At 42.7% G+C, this 18,779-nt stretch carries 15 protein-coding genes and 1 pseudogene; 8 read left to right on the top strand and 8 right to left on the bottom strand.

Going from position 1 to position 18,779, the window contains the following annotated elements; genetic code table 11:
* Positions 1–177 precede the first annotated feature (177 nt).
* Positions 178–1,617 carry an MFS transporter gene (locus HWQ43_RS31240; protein ID WP_292740856.1) on the top strand — a complete coding sequence of 480 codons (1,440 nt, stop codon included), beginning with the start codon at positions 178–180 and terminating at the stop codon, positions 1,615–1,617.
* A 67-nt stretch (positions 1,618–1,684) separates the two neighbouring features.
* Here HWQ43_RS31240 and accD read toward each other — a convergent pair whose 3' ends face one another.
* The 6 genes and pseudogenes from accD to HWQ43_RS31210 all read right to left on the bottom strand — a co-directional run bounded on the left by accD (position 1,685) and on the right by HWQ43_RS31210 (position 8,524).
* Positions 1,685–2,635: an acetyl-CoA carboxylase, carboxyltransferase subunit beta gene (gene accD, locus HWQ43_RS31235; RefSeq protein ID WP_292740854.1), complete on the bottom strand. Its 951-nt coding sequence runs from the start codon at positions 2,633–2,635 to the stop codon at positions 1,685–1,687.
* Between the two features lie 213 nt (positions 2,636–2,848).
* A complete protein-coding gene (locus HWQ43_RS31230; protein ID WP_292740852.1) occupies positions 2,849–3,022 on the bottom strand; it encodes a hypothetical protein in 174 nt (57 codons plus the stop codon).
* 218 nt (positions 3,023–3,240) lie between these two features.
* The gene (locus HWQ43_RS31225; RefSeq protein ID WP_292740850.1) at positions 3,241–4,068 is read right to left on the bottom strand and encodes an A24 family peptidase; all 828 of its coding nucleotides are present in this window, start codon (positions 4,066–4,068) and stop codon (positions 3,241–3,243) included.
* A gap of 123 nt (positions 4,069–4,191) precedes the next feature.
* The gene (locus HWQ43_RS31220; protein WP_104908437.1) at positions 4,192–4,452 is read right to left on the bottom strand and encodes a hypothetical protein; all 261 of its coding nucleotides are present in this window, start codon (positions 4,450–4,452) and stop codon (positions 4,192–4,194) included.
* A 90-nt stretch (positions 4,453–4,542) separates the two neighbouring features.
* On the bottom strand, positions 4,543–5,631 hold the full coding sequence (gene leuB, locus HWQ43_RS31215; protein WP_292740847.1) for a 3-isopropylmalate dehydrogenase: 1,089 nt from the start codon (positions 5,629–5,631) through the stop codon (positions 4,543–4,545).
* 141 nt (positions 5,632–5,772) lie between these two features.
* Positions 5,773–8,524 (bottom strand): annotated as a pseudogene (locus tag HWQ43_RS31210) (HAD-IC family P-type ATPase).
* A gap of 502 nt (positions 8,525–9,026) precedes the next feature.
* On the opposite strand from HWQ43_RS31210, the gene HWQ43_RS31205 reads away from it, so the two are divergent.
* Positions 9,027–9,512, top strand: coding sequence for an SRPBCC domain-containing protein (locus HWQ43_RS31205; protein ID WP_292740845.1), 486 nt, complete (start codon positions 9,027–9,029; stop codon positions 9,510–9,512).
* A gap of 44 nt (positions 9,513–9,556) precedes the next feature.
* Here HWQ43_RS31205 and HWQ43_RS31200 read toward each other — a convergent pair whose 3' ends face one another.
* Complete coding sequence (locus HWQ43_RS31200; protein WP_292740843.1) at positions 9,557–9,943, bottom strand: hypothetical protein; 387 nt, start codon at positions 9,941–9,943, stop codon at positions 9,557–9,559.
* 140 nt (positions 9,944–10,083) lie between these two features.
* Here HWQ43_RS31200 and rppA point away from each other — a divergent pair, with 140 nt between their 5' ends.
* The gene (gene rppA, locus HWQ43_RS31195) at positions 10,084–10,764 is read left to right on the top strand and encodes a two-component system response regulator RppA (RefSeq protein WP_292723872.1); all 681 of its coding nucleotides are present in this window, start codon (positions 10,084–10,086) and stop codon (positions 10,762–10,764) included.
* A 129-nt stretch (positions 10,765–10,893) separates the two neighbouring features.
* On the top strand, positions 10,894–12,174 hold the full coding sequence (locus HWQ43_RS31190; protein ID WP_292740841.1) for a HAMP domain-containing sensor histidine kinase: 1,281 nt from the start codon (positions 10,894–10,896) through the stop codon (positions 12,172–12,174).
* A gap of 139 nt (positions 12,175–12,313) precedes the next feature.
* Here HWQ43_RS31190 and HWQ43_RS31185 read toward each other — a convergent pair whose 3' ends face one another.
* Complete coding sequence (locus HWQ43_RS31185) at positions 12,314–13,588, bottom strand: APC family permease (RefSeq protein WP_292740839.1); 1,275 nt, start codon at positions 13,586–13,588, stop codon at positions 12,314–12,316.
* Between the two features lie 463 nt (positions 13,589–14,051).
* Here HWQ43_RS31185 and HWQ43_RS31180 point away from each other — a divergent pair, with 463 nt between their 5' ends.
* The 4 genes from HWQ43_RS31180 (at position 14,052) to purT (ending at position 18,613) form a co-directional block, all read left to right on the top strand.
* Positions 14,052–15,002, top strand: coding sequence for an ABC transporter ATP-binding protein (locus HWQ43_RS31180; RefSeq protein WP_292740837.1), 951 nt, complete (start codon positions 14,052–14,054; stop codon positions 15,000–15,002).
* Positions 15,003–15,046: 44 nt separating this feature from the next.
* Positions 15,047–16,798 carry an ABC transporter permease subunit gene (locus tag HWQ43_RS31175; RefSeq protein WP_292740835.1) on the top strand — a complete coding sequence of 584 codons (1,752 nt, stop codon included), beginning with the start codon at positions 15,047–15,049 and terminating at the stop codon, positions 16,796–16,798.
* Positions 16,799–16,901: 103 nt separating this feature from the next.
* Positions 16,902–17,384, top strand: a complete 483-nt coding sequence (locus tag HWQ43_RS31170; protein WP_292740833.1) for a pentapeptide repeat-containing protein — start codon at positions 16,902–16,904, stop codon at positions 17,382–17,384.
* 65 nt (positions 17,385–17,449) lie between these two features.
* Positions 17,450–18,613, top strand: coding sequence for a formate-dependent phosphoribosylglycinamide formyltransferase (gene purT, locus HWQ43_RS31165; protein WP_292740831.1), 1,164 nt, complete (start codon positions 17,450–17,452; stop codon positions 18,611–18,613).
* Positions 18,614–18,779 lie beyond the last annotated feature (166 nt).

The following is an 18,779-nucleotide window of genomic DNA, read 5'->3' as shown; positions in this document are numbered from 1 at the left end:
ATTCTCTTTCCTCGCTTATACCTTGTGTTATTAAGGAATGATATTTTACTTATTTGAAATTTTGGCTGAAAATTGCAAGCTAAAATAACGAAAAATTATCAGCAATGCTAATTAAAGCATACTGAGTCCCTTTGCAACCTGATTTGTCCGAGGATACTTCACCCATAATTTATGTTGATGGATTCTGTTCAGATTGAAACAACTGCACCACTAACTCTAGAATTTCCCCAGATTGCCTCACCACCAACATCAATCTCTCCAAACTCTCGAATACCCAAAGATACTATTCGCACTAGTTTAAAAGCTTCCACTGCGGATTCTGTCTTAGCATCGGTTTACTCTCTTGGAACTGGCGGGATTTTACTCAGCAATTTATTGGTGGAATTGGGTGCTAGTCCAGTGGTATTTGGGATGCTGTCTTCTATTCCCATGTTGGTCAATCTCATTCAGCCGTTGGGTGCTTATTTGTCGGAACGCAGCACCAGCCGCTTTCAATATTCGCTTCGGACACACGGAATTGGTCGGCTGCTATGGCTGATTTTAGTAATTGGTATTGCCAGCGCTAGCTTGGGAGTGGTTGATGCTCACCAGTTAGTCATATTGACACTCTTGATTGTTTTATTGAGTAATCTTTTAGGAGGGCTAGGAACTGCATCGTGGCTCAGTTGGGTAGCAATGATAGTTCCCCGACAATTACGAGGCAGGTTTTTTGGGACACGCAATAGTGCTGCTAACCTTACCACTTTGGTTTGCGTACCAATGGCCGGTCTAGTTGTATCACATTGGTATGGGGGATCTGTACAAGGCTATGGGATAGTTCTACTGGTAAGCGTTGTGTTTGGGATTATGGGATTAGGGTGCCAGTATTTCCAGGTGGATATGAATCCGCGATGCCTAGGGCTGCAAGCTACGCAAAACACTTATTATGGCAAGTTAACTCAACCAAGTGAGATTCAATCAGAGGTTGTAAAAGAAGAATCTTCTGAAGTCGCTCAATCAATTCATCCACCACAAGAACAGTCAACCAACAGCATCTGGAAAAACTCTAACTTTTTGATTTTTCTGCTGTATTTCAGCTTTTGGGCGCTTGCTGTTAACCTCAGTAGTCCTTTTTTTAACCTCTATATGCTCGACACGCTGGATTTGGATGTGAGCTATGTGACTATCTACAATAGCTTTCAGGCGGCGGCGACTTTGCTAATGCTTATCCTGTGGGGAAGATTAGCAGACAAAATAGGCAATCGTCCCATTCTCATCTGTATTGGGATTTTGGTTGGAGTCACCCCACTTCTCTGGCTAGGAATTGGTGCTAATCACCTTGATATCTGGTTGTGGCTACCTCTATTACACATTTTGGCTGGAGGTACTTGGGCGGCCATTGATTTGTGCAGCAATAATATACAATTAGCGATCGCACCAACTAAAAATCAGTCTATCTATTTTGCGATCGCAGCTGCTGCTGCTGGTGTAAGTGGTGCTTTGGGCACAACTATAGGCAGTTTTATCGCCCAATTTGCCCAGTCTGGAGGTTTACTCAGCTTGTTTGTCCTCTCTGCTCTATTCCGACTAGTAGCCCTTGTTCCGCTCATGTTTCTCCAAGAGCCAGGTAGAGGATAAGAGGGATGAGGAGGACAAGGTAGTATTTTCTCCCTTGGCTCCCCCTGCTCCCCCTGCTCCCCCTGCTTTATTCTGCTGCGGTAGAAGTCAAGGACATTGTTTCCCACAAAACCATGTGAGGTGTTGTTAATACCGGCTGGTGTAGAGCAATCAGCTGGGTTAGGGTGTTCTTTAATTGGGTACGGGGTACGATATCATCAACAAAACCATGCTGGAGCAAATCTTCAGCAGTCTGGAAATTTTCGGGTAGTTTTTCCCGTAGGGTTTGCTCAATCACTCGCCGACCAGCAAAACCAATGGTTGCCTTGGGTTCTGCCAAAATGATATCGCCCAACATTGCAAAACTAGCGGTAACACCGCCCGTTGTCGGATTGGTCAAAACTGGAATATATAATAATCGAGCGTCTTTATGGCGCTGTAAGGCTGCGGAGATTTTCGCCATCTGCATCAAAGAGAGCATACCTTCTTGCATCCTGGCGCCACCAGAGGTACAGATGATAACTACAGGATAGCGTCGTTGAGTGGCTTGCTCAATCATGCGGGTGAGTCTTTCTCCCACGACGGAACCCATACTACCACCCATGAAGCGGAAGTCCATAACCCCAAGGGCAATAGGCAAACTATTGATTTGACCTAAACCAGTTCTAACTGCATCTATTAAGCCAATTTTATCTTGTGTTTCCCGCAAGCGATCGCTGTAGAGTTTGCGATCGCGAAATTCTAGCGGATCAGTTGGACGTAAATGCTCATCCAGTGGTTTCCAGGTATTGTTATCTATCAATTGACGGATGCGCTCATCACTGTCTACCCGATTGTGATGACCACATTCGACACAAACCATCTGATTGGCTTTCAGGTCTTTTGTATATGCTAATACGCCGCACTTAGAACATTTATGCCACAATCCATCAGCAATTTCACGTTCTTGGCGTTCGAGGCTGGTAGATCCTGACTTCCTCCGATTTGCAAACCAATCAAATAAAGACTTTAAACCACGTGATTCTTCGTTGTTAGCCATTTTTTATTTTATTTTAAGTGGGTATGAGGTCGAAAACATGTCAAACCGTATTGGGTTGTCCTGAGTCATTAGTCATTTTTCTTTATTAAGACTAATGGCTACATCGTTAAACTACGCTTTTAAGCAATTCAGACCTTAATTTTCATCTTTGGTTGCCAGCTTAACGAAAATACTTATACCAATACAAGTCTCTTGCTCTTTTTTTCAGCAGACTTAATTATATGGACGTAGTGACAAAACCATGAGAATACCAACCTCCAAATAAGATGCTCTCCCCCTCCCACCCAAATCAATTATTTGTATTGCTGGGTTTTGAACAATCAGCATCTGTTGTACTAGTTGCGCTTGCCAACGGTTAATCGTCGTTAAGAGGGTAATACAAGTCACAAGCTGAATATTATCAAAATGTGAAAGGTAGATGGGGTAATGTTGGTTACAGTCACGAATTATAAATATTTCTTATGAAAGGGCATTAGTTATGGGTATGGGGCATTGGGCATTGGGAATGGACAAGGTAGAGGGGGGAGCCGAGGAGAGGCTTGTTCAATAATTCCCCCTTGTCCCTTTGTCCCCTTGTCCCCTTGTCCCCCACTCCCTACTTCAATTCAAGAGGCTGGAAAAAATAACCGCAGGTAGCTAGACAAAATAGCTTCGCCGCTAAACAGGGTAATCACAGATCCTAAAGCCAGAAAAGGGCCAAAAGGTATTTTTTGTCCTAATTTTTGTCGCGATCGCTGCATAATCAAAATACCGATGCCAATTAATGCTCCCAACGCACAGGCAATAAAACTAGCCAAGAGCAAATGTTTCCAGCCTAGCCAGGCTCCCATCATGGCTGCTAACTTGGCGTCACCTGCACCCATTGCAGTTTTACCAAAGGCAATTGAACTCAAGAGGGCGATCGCATCAAACAGCCATAAGCCTAATACTGCGCCAACTATAGCCATTATCAGGTGATTTACCAATGCCACAAAACTACCTTCTGGTAGAAATCCAACTACCATTTGAAACAAAATCCCCACCACTAAACCCGACTGAGTAAGTGGATTGGGTAGGGTCATTGTATCTAAATCGATGAGTGATAGCGCCAATAACCAACTACAAAAAGCCCAATAGCCTATTGTTAAAGTCGAAACTTGAAATACCAAAAAAATTAGTAAAAAAATTATGCCCGTTACCCCTTCTACCACGGGATAACGGACAGAAATTTTGCTTTTGCAATATCGACACTGCCCTTTTAAAGAAATCCAGCCGAACACTGGTACATTGTCGTAAGCTTTTAGCTGGTTTAAGCATTTAGGACAACGAGAAGGCGGCCAAAGAATTGACAACCCGGCAGGTAGGCGATAAACAATAACATTGAGAAAACTACCAATAGATGCACCCAAAGCAAAGACCATTACACTCGCCGGGATGGCGAACAAAATGTCCATACAGTCATTTGTCCTTTGTCCTTTGTCATTTGTCCTGTGTCATTTGTGCTTTGTCATTTGTCCTTTGTCAATAACTAATGACCAATAACTAATGACTAATGACCAATGACCAATGACCAATGACTAATACATGTGCGATTCAATTTGACTTAAGGGTACAAAACACTCTTGAGGCAAAAGAACTGGTTGGTTAGTAAAAATAACCTTACCTCGATGAGTCACACGATTAATTGCTACACCGGAAGGTTGCCCAGCTATTTCGGGATGGACTTCACAGTGAGTATAGTATATCTGCCCAGCAGCTCTGATTACAGCAGGATCAATCAAAGGCGATTGGTTCTTTGGGGCGGTAAAATTTACTTGTCCTTGTCGTAATGCGTACACTATCGACTGTTATTTGATTGCTAGATTTCCCTTTAGTCTACCCGAAACTCATGGCAAAGGTTGCCAAATTGCCCAAGTTGCTCTACAAAATTATTTTTGTTCGATAGCTTTGATGAGTGAGTCTCCCATAGCGCGGCAACCAAGGAGATTTTTTCCTGGAGAAATTATATCTCCTGTGCGATCGCCCTGCTCTAAAACTTGCAATACGGCTTGTTCGATCCGATTTGCCGCTTCTGGTTGGTCTAAACCGTAGCGTAACATCATCGCCGCACTCAAAACCTGTGCTAGAGGATTTGCCTTATCAAGTCCAGCGATATCTGGGGCAGAACCATGAACTGGTTCAAACACACCAGGCCCAGAAGCGCCCAAACTAGCTGAGGGTAACATCCCAATACTACCTGTGAGCATGGCAGCAGCATCAGAGAGAATATCGCCAAACAAGTTGCCTGTAACGATGGTGTCGAACTGTTTGGGAGCGCGTACCAACTGCATCGCAGCATTATCTACATATAAATGAGAGAGTTCGATATCTGGATATTCTTGAGAAAGTTGGGTGATGCGATCGCGCCACAACTGAGATACTTCTAATACGTTGGCTTTATCCACCGAACAAAGTTTTCCACCGCGTTTTTTTGCCGCTTCAAACGCCACTCGTCCAATGCGTTCAATTTCCGATTCAGTGTAAACCATTGTATTTACACCACGTTTCTCACCGGTTTCTGTAGCAAAAATCCCTTTAGGTTTACCAAAGTAAATCCCACCAGTGAGTTCACGCACCACCATAATATCCACGCCTTCGACAATTTCGCGCTTCAAAGTTGAGGCATCAATTAGCTGGGGCAAAATTTTCGCTGGGCGCAAATTGGCAAATAATCCTAAACCTGCACGCAGTCCTAACAAACCTGCTTCTGGGCGTAAATTGGATGGCAGGGAATCCCACTTATAGCCACCAATGGCTGCGAGTAATACAGCATCACTGTTACGGCAAGTATCTAGAGTGAGAGAGGGCAGAGGTTCCCCTGTGGCATCAATTGCTGCACCACCGATCAGGGCTTCTTGGAATTCAAACTTCAGATCGAATTGCTTCCCTACGACTTTCAGCACATCTACCGCCACTGCCATAATTTCAGGGCCAATGCCATCGCCGGGGAGTAGAGTAATGCGGTAGTTCTGGGTCATAGCTGGTTATTACTAGGTAAATGCTTTCAGATCAAATATCATACCTAGCAAAATGTACTGATGGAGTTTTTAATTTATTTGGGTGTAGCTCTAACGTAATCATCTGGCATTGGATGAAACTACTAAAAAAGTCCTATATCCCTAGTTGAGCGGATCGAAACGCTGCAAGATGAGAGCTATGAACACCACTGGCAAACCTACACCCATACAAATAAGAGCTTGGATAAATGTTAAAGGTGTGGTGTCAAACACTTGATTCATCATGCTCCACTGACTGAACAGACATTGTAAAATCACCACAACCACAATTCCGATCGCAGGTGCATAGGCTACGGGTGTGCGTTTACCTTGTATTCTCACGACTAGAAGATGGTAAAAACTGGGTAATGCTTAACAGATAAAAGACTTCTGCTGCCACCAATCCATTAATCGCCATCGTGCGAGCTAAGGCTTCATTGCCTGTAGTTTGCAGTATCCATTGAAACATCCCAAAAATTACCAGCCAATTGAAGATGGAAATCGCTATGATGCGCTGGAGTAACCCACCCGATAAAAGTCTTTCTCTGGGGTTGCGCGGTGGTTGTTGCATCACCTGTCCAGATTTTGGCTCAAAGGCGAGGGGAACAATCAACCCTACTGAACTGACCATGTTGAGCCAGAGAATTTGGATTGGTAAGATGGGAAGCACGGTGGCCAGGAGAATGGCAATCAAAATTGTCATGGATTCTCCCACGTTGATCGGCAGCAAGAAGGCGATCGCTTTTCGTAAGTTGCGATAAACCCCACGCCCTTCCTCCACAGCCGCTTCTATTGAGGCAAAGTTATCATCAGTTAGAAGCATATCCGCCGATTCTTTGGCAACCTCTGCCCCGGCTATACCCATCGCTACACCAATATCCGCCTGTTTGAGAGCGGGAGCATCATTGACACCATCTCCAGTCATGGCAACAATTTCACCCTGAGACTGCAATGCTTTCACCAGATGCAATTTTTGTTCTGGAGCAACTCGCGCAAATACCATACCTTGTTCAGCTGCTTGAGCAAATTCTTTTTCATCCATCTGAACTAATTGCCGTCCGGTGAAAACTTGTGCTTCAGTCGAGCAAATTCCCATTTGCCGGGCGATCGCAGCTGCTGTTAGGGCGTGGTCGCCTGTAATCATTTTTACCTGAATCCCAGCAGATTGACAGGCTTTTACTGCGGCGATCGCTTCCTCACGAGGCGGATCGATTATGCCCTGAAGTCCCAGAAACACCAGTCCTCGATCTATATCATTGCGATCCAAGGATCGCTTAGTGGCAACTTCTTTGCTGGCAAAAGCTAGCACTCGTAACCCTTGGTTTGCCATACCAGCAACTTCCTGTTCCACTGCGGCAGGATTGAGCGCAACCTGTTGTCCTTGAGTATCGAGCAGGCAATCGCATCGTTGGAGAATTGCCTCTACAGAACCTTTGAGATAAATCACATTCAGCGATCGCTTCGCATCCAATTCATGCAAAGTTGCCATGTACTGGAATTGAGACTCAAAGGGAATGGTGTCTATTCTAGGTAATTCTTGCTCTAGATTCTCTTGCGTCAATCCCGCTTTATTGGCAGCCGTAATCAATGCTCCCTCAGTTGGGATTCCTACTAAGTCCCACTGTCCATCTCCCCATTCGATATGAGAATCATTGCAGAGCAATCCTGCTTCCAGGGATTCCCAAAGAGCAATATGTCCATCTGCATTGAAATCAACAGGTTGTTGATCGATCAAGATTTCACCATCTGGGGCATAACCAATACCGCTAACGGTGTAATGTTGTCCACCTGCATAAATCTTTTGAACCGTCATCTGATTCTCAGTTAACGTCCCAGTTTTGTCAGAGCAAATAACAGTGGTACTTCCCAAGGTTTCCACAGCAGGTAGCTTGCGAATAATCGCCTTACGTCGTGCCATCCGGGAAACTCCGATCGCTAAAGTGACGGTAACAATTGCAGGCAATCCTTCGGGAATCGCGCTGACTACCAGAGCTACACTCGCTTTGAAAACATCAATCCAAGATTCGCCTTGTCCTAATCCGACTGCAAATGTCAGGGCAGCTAAACCTAAAATGACATACAACAAGCTTTTGCTAAACTTGTCAATATTTCGCGTCAGTGGTGTTTTCAGATTTGTGCTGCTTTCAATTAACTGGGAGATGCGACCGGTTTCTGTGGCATCTGCGATCGCCACTACAATCCCTTCTGCCTGTCCAAAACTAACGAAACTTCCGGCATACACCATATTGCTTCGTTCGGCTAACGGTGTTTCGATAGGCAGTGATGCCGTTGCTTTCTCAACCGGAACGGATTCGCCTGTTAAGGCAGACTCGTCAACTTGCAACCCACGCACACTTAATAACCGCAGATCGGCGGGTACTTTATCCCCAGATGCCAGCAATACTAAATCACCTAGAACAAGTTCAGTCGAAGCCAGACGGGTTTTTTGACCATCGCGAATCAAAGTTGCTTCGGTAGTGACAGCTTTGGATAGAGCAGCGATCACGCCTTCTGCTTTCGATTCTTGAATGTAGCCAATGATGACATTAATCAGGGTGACACCAAAAATTACTCCCGCATCTAGCCAATCTCGCAGCAGCAGCGTCACCACTCCCGCCGTCAGCAAAATATATAGTAGTGGTTGATTAAATTGCTCTAAAAATCGTAGCCAAGAACTTTTTCCACTTTTAGCAGTCAGTTGATTTGCACCCATCTGCTGGTGTCGTTTGGTAGCTTCTTCATGGGTCAAACCTGCTTCCGGATGGCTGGCTAAGGTTTGCACAACCTTTTGTTCACCCAGAGTATGCCATTCATAGTTGAGTAAATCTTTTGTTGTCTGGGCAAAAGTATTTGTAGCGATCGTATCTGCTGTCATTTTCGTCTCCAAAAAATAATTAGTAACTAAGAGGATGTTTGAAAAGTCATGATTGATGTATGAAATATTTTTTACCCCACCCTAACCCTCCCCGTATGTATTGGGGAGGGAACCAAATTTTCCGGTTTCCCCCCTTTATAAGGGGGGATTAAGGGGGGTAAAACGCCTGTGGGACATGCATTTGAGCTTAAGTTGACACCAATGCTTCACAACTGTCTACTAACCACCAGAATTTTGCTGTTAAAACGTGAGTTTTCTACGAATAGTATTCATTATGTTTTACAAGAAACAATCTAGTTTTCTCGTAGTCCACCAAAGAAACTTTATATGGTTTATTTTATGGTAGGAAAATCAAGTTATTTTCTCCCCCTGCTTCCCCTGCTTTATCTACCTACCTTCACCCGTAATTTTTGGGTTAGTCGATTACTAGGACTAGAATACATGGGGTTGTTTTTAGCAGGAATAACCGTTTTAATTTTGGTTTTCCTATCAACTCATACCCATGAAAATCTACACTGAAATTGAAATTCAGGCATCCGATGAGCAAGTCTGGAACCTACTCACTGATTTTGCCAGTTTTCCACATTGGAATCTGTTTATTCGTCAAATTAGTGGTTTGCTGAGTGAAGGGGCACAGCTAACCGTTCACTTTCAGCCTCCGGGTAGAGATATTATGACCTTTCGACCTACGGTGATTACGGTAGAACCTAATCGCAAACTGCGCTGGTTATGGCACTTTTTGATACCAGGGTTATTTGACGTTGAACATAGCTTTATCATTGAACCGTTAGCAAGCGATGTCTACGACGGGCTACGCCTACGCGTTCGCTTCATTCAGCAAGAATCTTTCCAGGGTTTACTAGTACCTCTGTTGGCTCGTCGATTAAATATCGACGTTCGCCAAGGGTTTGAAGCTATGAACCAAACATTGAAAACCAAGGCAGAACGCATTGAAAATAAAAATCAAGAGGTCAGAAAGTTTATATAATCAGCTTTTTTCAACTATAGTAATAGCCTGAAATCGGATCGATGTTATTCCACAATCTCATAGCGCACTAACTTTCTAACATCTTCACGGGGTAGACCTAGTTCTTGGGCAATTGTCGCTTCTATTTGGCTGAATTCTATTGTTGGAAGTTCTAATTCCAACCGCTTCAAGATGGGGTCTGCTGTTTCTACTTCTACCTGGGTAATTTTTTTAGTTCGATTGACAGCGGCGTTAATGAGCAACACATTGACTGATACGCGTGCTTCAAGCTGAGTATCTGACTGAAGTTTTTTCTCGGTGGAGTAGGGTCGCCTTAACTCTTGAGCAGTGATGAAACTACAGCCAAGCCAAAACACAACCGCTACCAGTGGTAGAGGCAACCAAAACTCCAATCCCAGCCCTTGCAGCCAACGTTTACTAATACGCCACACACTACACCTGCTTCTGATTTTGCTAGGTCACACTTCATCTATATCCTAATGGGGTAGACAATCCTCTGAAATCTTACTGATGAAAGACGTTGAGATTGCTTCAATAGATTATTCTAAACAAGCACAAGTGTATAAAGGTGATGAAAATCTTACTGGTAGAGGATGATCCAAAGCAATTAATGCCGCTGCAAATGGTTCTCTCTCAGGCGGGACACAGCGTCGATGGTGTCAAGGATGGTGAAACTGCTCAATGGCTTTTGGCTGAAAAAGAATATGACCTGCTGATTTTGGATTGGATGTTACCTCGGATTAGTGGAGTGAGTTTGTGTCAACAGTATCGGGCGGCAGGAAAAACAGCTCCCGTATTAATGATTACGGCAAAAGATACCACACCTGATAAAGTCATAGGATTAGATGCCGGAGCAGATGATTACCTCGTCAAACCGATTGATATCGTGGAGTTTATGGCACGGGTGCGGGCATTGAGGAGGCGATCGCCCCTTTGGCAAGGAGACACCCTCTGCTTGGCAGACCTCGAACTTCATCTCGATAGACTAATTTTGGAGCGACAAGGGGCGATCGTATCGCTTTCCAGCCAAGAATTTCAGTTGCTAGAGTACTTCATGCGTCATCCTAAGCAAGTCCTGACTCGCAACCAGATTGAGCAAGCTGTATGGGAGTGGGGTAGTGAGCCAGAAAGCAATGCAATCACCGTTCTAGTTCGTAAACTTCGCCAACGTTTGCAAACATTAGCAGCAGCCGATTGGATTGAAACTGTTTACGGTATGGGCTATCGCCTCAACCCTCCAGAACCATCTTGAAACTTGATAGTGGCTGAGATGGAGAGTAGGGAGTAGTGTGGTTCAATTATTTGAAAAGTCTTGTAATTACGTTAGCGTAGCGGTAGCGAGTCCGCGAGCGTCATTATGAATTACGAATTAGCATAAGTTGTGTTTAACCGCAGTCGTCGTAATTTAGCTCGTTGGTTTACCCTTTCAATGGGGTGCATTCTGATTCTCTTTGCTGGAGTCATTTACAATCTTGAGGTAAAAGACAAGCTCAAAGCATTAGATAAACTGCTTTATAAAAGAGCAGAGCTAATGGCAGCCAGTTCGCAATATCGGCTGGATCAAGGACAAAAAGAAGTCGATCTGAGCAATATACCGCTATTGGGTAGTGGTTCTCACCCTGCTGATATTGAACTAGTTTATATTCGTTGGTATGACCCGAATGGCAAAATCAATCGTTTTTTTGGTACTCCACCTCCAGAAAAGTTAGAAATAGCATCTGAGTTTCTCACGATTAAGTCCGTTGACCAGTTTACAAGTGAGACGCTTTGGCTGCGTCAAGTCACACTACCTGTTCAAGGAGGAAATTCGGTTATCGGTTATCTGCAAGTTGCTATCCCTCTGACAGAAACTCAAAACGAACTCAGAGAATTTCAGTTAATATTGACCCTTGCTGTACCTGTAGCACTGGGGTTAATTGGACTTACAGGTTGGGTACTTAGTGGCATAGCTATGCAGCCTGTTCAGCTAGCCTATAATCAACTACAACGCTTTACATCAGATGCTTCTCATGAGTTGCGATCGCCCCTTTCTGCGATTTTGACCAATGCCCAAGTTGGGTTACTAATGGCAGCAGACCATCCCCAAATCCATCCCTCAGTGGAGAATATCATCGATAGCGCCAAGTCGATGAGTACCTTGGTCAATAACCTACTGCTGTTAGCTCGACATCAGGGAAAATTAACTCCCGAATCTCTCAAAAAGGTTAATCTTAATAGCTTGCTAGAGAATTTAGCTATTTATTACCATACTGTTGCTGAAAAAGCGTCGATCAAGTTGATCAGCCATTTACCAGAACAACCCATTGAGTTGTGGGCTGACCCCGATTTGCTGCGGCTAGCTGTTGAAAACTTGCTCAATAACGCCTGTAATTACACTCCGTCTGGTGGAACTGTCTGGTTACGCTTAGAATCTCACCCAGATCGGGCAGTAATTCAGGTCATTGATACTGGAATTGGAATTCCAGAGGCAGATTTACCTTACATTTTTGATCGCTTTTACCGAGTTGATACAGAACGTGCCAGAGAAAGCGGCGGATTTGGGTTGGGATTAGCGATCGCTCAACAAATTGTCCAGGCTCACGGCGGTAATATTCATGTGATGAGCAATGAGGGTAAAGGCTCGACGTTTCAGATCAAGTTACCGTTTATGAGCCATTCCTAAATCACCTTTAAAAGATGATTCATAATGAAAATCTAAAGCAAACGATCCGCTAACAGTGCCTTCTCTGTTAGCGAATTCAAGTTAAATTAATCCAAACGTGGACTATTACAAATACATTTTAGAGTTGAGCAAAGCTTCTTCAAAGGTGTAGCTGTCGGTTTTTTGACAGGTAGTAGATTACTTCGATGCCTATGGCTACTCCTACCATGAACACTAAAACCCAGACAGTTTGTGGATCTGTTTGCAAAGCAAACCAAATTAATATTCCTAGTGCCACCAAACATATTCCAGTCCCTAGAAGTGAAATCCACTGCTTGCTTTTCGTATAACGATGCATACGAGCATTAGCTAAATTAACCGCAGCAAATATCAGGAGAAACCCAGCACTACCCATCGTTGAGATCCGATTTATATCACAAAAATTGGCGATTATGAGAGTGATACCACTAGTAATAAACAAGCCAATTGAAGATTGAGCTATGCCATTTATTTGGCTGCCAGTGTCAAACCCCCTAGATTTAGCAATAACAGTGCTAAAACGAGCTGAACCGTAGAGTGTTGCGTTACTAGCTGAGATAGTTGAGAAAACAGCAGCAATAGTAATCAAAACAGATCCAAATTGCCCCATAATTGGTTTGGCAACTTCAGCCAAAGCATAGTCTTTTGCTGCCAAAATCTGTTCTATTGGTTCTGCTCCCAATGTAACCAGTGCTACTAAAACGTAAAGCAAAATAACGAACCCGATTACAGAGTAATAAACCCGTGGCAAAGTATGCTTGGGATTGACAAGATCCTCTGCTGCATTGGCGATTAGCTCAAAACCTTCATAAGACAAAAAGATCGCTATTGCTCCTGCGAAAATTGACTGTAGCGACGATACTGAGACTGGTTCTAGACGGGAAATGTCGATATGACTACTTCCCATAAGAATGAACAGTATCAAAATCCCCAGTTTGAAGCTGACAATCCAGATTTGAGATTTACCAATATGATTGGCAGTTAGTAGATTTAATCCAGTTGTCCCTAAAATTGCCAAGCTAATCAGTAAATGCTTCCAAATAGGTTGAGTAGATGTAAACAGGCTAACTCCATAACTACCAAAAGCCTGCAAGTAAAAGGAAAGCATGACTACATAGCTAAACCATAGTAGAAGATTCAGTGTCCCACTAAACAGCCCTGAACCAAAAGCCTGGTTTAAGAAGGTTACTGTCCCGCCTCGACATGGATGAGCTACCGAAAGTTTTGCATAAGCATAAGTAGTTATCAAAGCTATTGTCCCGGCGATCGCAAATGCTAGTGGTGCGCCTACATCAGCTATTTGAATTACTACTCCCAGCGCTGGAAAAAGTCCACCGACAATGCCGCCGACACCCAATGCCCACACAGACCAAAAACCGATTTTTTTGCTTGACACCTGTAACCTCTTTAGGAATAGATAGTCTTATAGTCGTTGACCAACACGCACATAATCAAGCTGAGATTAGGCGGTTGGGAATATAGCGGTTCTCGATCGAATGAGGCACATCCCCAAAGTTGAAAGGTTTTATATATAAAGTCTAGCTATACTTCACCAGCATAGGAAGCGCTTTAAAAGCCTGACTAAAGAACTTGATCGTGCTGGTATGGCGCAATTTATGCAGCAATTTGACAGGATTTACGCAACTGGCACAGCGCGATCGCGATTGTGTAGTGTTTATGTGCTACATAGAAATGGGATACCTACAACTCAGAAAAGATTTTATGACAATATCCAGAACTCACATACTTTTTTATGTCGCTAATTTTCTGAAAGCTAGTTTCAATTTCTGAAACCAGCCTGACAAAAGCTGTAAAAAAAGTTAGGTTAACTGTTAATCACAAGCCGCACCCCAGCCGCGATGGTAAAAGAATTAGCAATTTGCACCCGTGGACTAACTAAGCAATTTGACCGGCACGTTGCTGTCAATGATGTTGATTTAGAGGTTCAAGCGGGGGAAGTATATGGACTGATTGGGCCGAATGGCGCGGGTAAAACAACTCTCATCCGAATGTTGGCAACTGCTGAGGAACCAACTACGGGTGAGATTTATATTAATGGCGATCGCTTACTTCGTGACAAGAGTAATCCCAAACTTAAGCGTCGTCTAGGCTACTTACCCGATGACTATCCACTGTATGAAGATTTGACAGTTTGGGACTACCTAGATTATTTTGCACGTCTCTATCGCTTGCGAGAACCACGCCGCACTCAACGCCTACATGAAGTTTTAGAACTCATCCAACTTGGTAATAAACGCCACAGTCAGATTTCTACTCTATCGCGGGGGATGAAACAGCGCTTAAGTTTAGCGAGAACCATTATCCACGAACCGATTTTACTACTACTAGATGAGCCTGTTTCTGGGCTTGACCCCATTGCCAGGATGCACTTTCGCGAAATCATTAAGGCTTTGCAAGAAGCTGGGATGACTGTAATTATTTCTTCCCATGTTCTCAGTGATTTAGCGGAACTGTGTACATCTGTAGGAATTATGGAACTTGGTTTCTTGGTAGAAAGTACCTCTTTACAACAACTTTACCAACGTCTTTCCCATCAGCAAATTGTGATATCAACTCTGGGGAACCTAGAGGCACTTTTAAAGGAATTGAAACATCATAATTTAGTAGATGAGTGGGAGGTAATATCAGGAAAAAATAGCGTGCGGGTGAATTTTTCGGGCAAAGATGAAGATAGTGCTGAGTTGTTGCGATCGCTCATCAAAGCAGATATTCCCCTGACTGATTTTCACTGCACCCAAGAAGACTTAGAAACTATTTTCTTAAAATTAGGTCACAAACAAGCATCTTAATTCGTCAATAAATATCACTCCCCATTTTTGGAGAATTTTTTCCGATGATGCTCAATTTAATAGACAAAATCGGTGATTGGAATCCACAATTATTCCGCGAACTCAAAGGACGGCTGAAATTTTTTAATGTTGCGATCGCAGTTGCAACATCACTACTTCTACAAGTGGTAGTTTTTCTATATCAATTACGCGATTTTCCTGATGAGCGATACTCCCTCACTGGCACATACTGCCGTTTACGTCAAGTATATGAACTGCAACAAAAGCAGGCTTACCAGGAATCAAATCAATCTACAATTAATGACTTGAATGATTTTCTGTTAAATAATTTTTGCCCCCAAAACCAAATTGATTGGCAATTGTGGTGGCGAGATCACTGGGAATATATATTTCTAACATTTAGTGTAATTTTTGTATTTACACTATTAGTTGCAGGAACTTATTTGCTAATCAACGATTTAGCCAAAGAAGAAAGTCGCGGCACATTGAATTTTATCCGTCTCAGCCCGCAATCAGAAACAAGTATATTGAGTGGTAAATTGCTAGGAGTTCCAAGTTTAGTTTATCTCGTAATCTTAGTTGCAGTTCCTTTGCATATGTTGGCTGGACGTTCTGCCAAAATTGCCTTTAGTTACATTTTTAGTTACTACGCCATTCTTATTGCTAGCTGTCTTTTCTTCTACAGTGCTGCACTTCTCTTTGGTTTAGTTACTCGTTGGTTTAGCGGTTTCCAGCCTTGGCTAGGTAGTGGTGCAGTTTTGCTTTTATTGTTCACAGTAATGGGGTTTGCATCGTCTTCTAGCCACAGTTTAAATAATTCAACTGCTTGGTTAAGGCTTTTCGCTCCTTGGGATACAATAAATTATCTGTTTCCTAACTTGTTACGTATATATAATGGTTCTCCTCTGAAAAACGTGGAGTTTTTCTATATCCCATTAGGGAAAAATGTTGTTAGTGTTGTTGGTTTCCATTTATTGAACTTGGGATTGGGCAGTTACGGAATATTACAAGCTCTTAAACGTAGCTTCCGTAATCCTCAAGCCTCAATCATCAGTAAGAGACAAAGTTATTTATTCATAGCTTTTTGCCAGGTGATGATGTGGGGATTTAGCTTACAATCTTGGCGAAATGATTCCAGATTTAATGAATATGTTGCACAAAATTTAGTTTTTCTGGCACTATATAACTTGGTGTTGCTTCTCAGTTTAATTGCTGTGCTTTCTCCGCATCGTCAAGATGTACAAGATTGGGCAAGATACCGACATCAGGAAGTTTCTAGTCGCAAGAGTGTTTGGCAGGATCTAATTTGGTCGGAAAAAAGCCCTGCAATTGTAGCGATCGCTATTAATTTGACAATTGTTGCTATACCTTGGCTAGTCTGGATTTCACTTACATCTGTTTTTGATACAGAGCATAGTGAGAATTTTGACAGGTTGAAAGTACTTTTAGCTATAGCTTTGTCTATTAGCATCATCATGATTTACGCTACCATTGCCCAATTGATACTTTTGTTGAAAACTCCCAAACGTTCTTTCTGGGCAATAGGTACTATAGGTGTGGTAACATTCGTACCACCGATAATTCTAGAATTTCTCGGCATCTCCTTGTGGAAACATCCTACTATATGGCTGTTTTCAACTTTTCCTTGGGCCGCGATACAATACTCTGGGGCGACAACAATTTTTATGGCATTCCTAGCTCAGTTGAGTGTTTTAGCGTTGTTGAATTTCCAGTTAACAAGGCAGGTAAGATTAGCAGGCGAATCTGCTACAAAAGCATTATTAGCAGGACGTTAAGTAAGTAGTTATTCATTAGAACCCCGATTTCTTTGAGAATTCGGGGTTTTTGCATTAAGGTTAAACTTTTAATTAGCACAGGTATTACGACAATCTGACAATCATGCTAAATCTGCCGACTCAAGACCTACGCTATACAGCCATTCAGTTTTTAGAACAAAGTCCCCCACAACGTCTACAAATTCTTAAACAACTGGGTATCGCTCGTTATGATTTTCTAACTCAGATACGCCTAAATGAACCAAATATCATCTGTATTATGCGGTTTTTTAAATATCCAAGTCAGCTAAAGTTTCCTAATCTTATGGGAGCAGATTTATCTGGTTTAATTTTAGATGGAGTAAACTTGATTCGAGGAAATTTATTAGAAGCAAATCTACAAGGTAGTAGTTTAGTCAATGCAGACCTTTTGTTTGTAAATTTTACGAAAGCCGATTTGAGAAATGCAGATTTACGAGGTGCAACTTTGAATGAGACTATCTGGTTTGAGACTCTAGTAGATAAGTCTCAGCTTGGTAGAGGTACTGGTTTAAATCATCTGCAACGTCAAGATTTACAACTACGAGGAGCGATATTTAATTCTTGAGAAGTTAGTAATGAAAACACAAAAAATTATAAGATTATTGAATTGATATTGGTCTGGATAAGTTAATGAGTATTAAGTTGCCCCAAAAATTGATGCTGTTGGGTTCAGGAGAATTAGGTAAGGAATTTGCGATCGCTGCTCAACGTCTTGGTAATTATGTGATTGCGGTTGACCGCTACGCCAATGCTCCGGCGATGCAGGTTGCTGATGCTTATGAAGTTATTTCTATGCTCAGTGCTGATGATTTAGAAGCTGTGGTGACGAAACATCAGCCAGATATTATTATACCAGAAATTGAAGCAATCCGAACAGAAAAACTCATCGAATTTGAACAGCGAGGGATTACAGTTATACCGACTGCGGCTGCTACTAACTATACAATGAACCGCGACAGAATTCGCGAACTAGCACATCAAGAATTGGGCATCAGAACGGCTAAATATGGTTATGCAACAACTCTAGAAGAATTGATTGTAATTTCGGATAAAATTGGCTTTCCCAATGTTGTTAAACCTGTGATGTCATCATCAGGGAAAGGTCAATCTGTAGTGCAGGATAAGAGTGAAGTTGAGAAAGCTTGGAATTATGCGATCGCTAATTCTAGAGGAGACAGTCAAAAGGTCATCGTAGAAGAATTTATTAACTTTGAAATTGAGATAACTTTACTGACAATTAAACAGTGGAATTCACCGACAATTTTCTGCTCTCCTATTGGTCATCGCCAAGAAAGAGGCGATTATCAAGAATCGTGGCAACCCGCAGATATTTCTGAAGATAAGATATTAAAAGCTCAAGAAATAGCGATAAAAGTCACTGATGCTTTAGGAGGAGCCGGAATTTTTGGCGTTGAATTTTTCATTACTAAAAATGAAGTGATTTTTTCAGAGCTTTCTCCTAGACCTCACGATACGGGAATGGTGACATTAATCTCACAAAATCTAAATGAATTTGAACTACATCTACGAGCTATTTTAGACTTGCCAATTCCTCATATAGAACAGCTAGGAGCCTCAGCAAGTGCAGTAATTTTAGCCTCAGAAAAATCTGATTCTATTGCTTTTAATGGTGTCGCCGATGCTTTGTCAGAAAAAGATGTAGATATTAAATTATTTGGTAAACCTAATGCTCATCCATATCGGCGAATGGGCGTAGCTTTGGCGAAAGGTGTGAATGTCCAAGAGGCTAGGGAAAAGGCTACTAAAGCCGCAAGTAAAATCACAATTATCTAATTACTGTAGGGGTGCACATCTGTGCAGTGGTGTCAACTTAAGCTCAAATGCTTGTCCCCACATACACTTTACCCCACCCCCAACCCCTCCCCTTGCCAAGGGGAGGGGCGGTTTTGGCTTTAGACAAAACCGGGGTGGGGTGACGCGGATAGTGATGGTAAGCGAG

This window comes from Nostoc sp. JL31, from assembly GCF_017114965.1.
Classification (GTDB): Bacteria; Cyanobacteriota; Cyanobacteriia; order Cyanobacteriales; family Nostocaceae; genus Nostoc; species Nostoc punctiforme_A.
The sequence above is the reverse complement of the archived record's forward strand: the minus strand, read 5'-3'. Positions and strand labels throughout refer to the sequence as shown.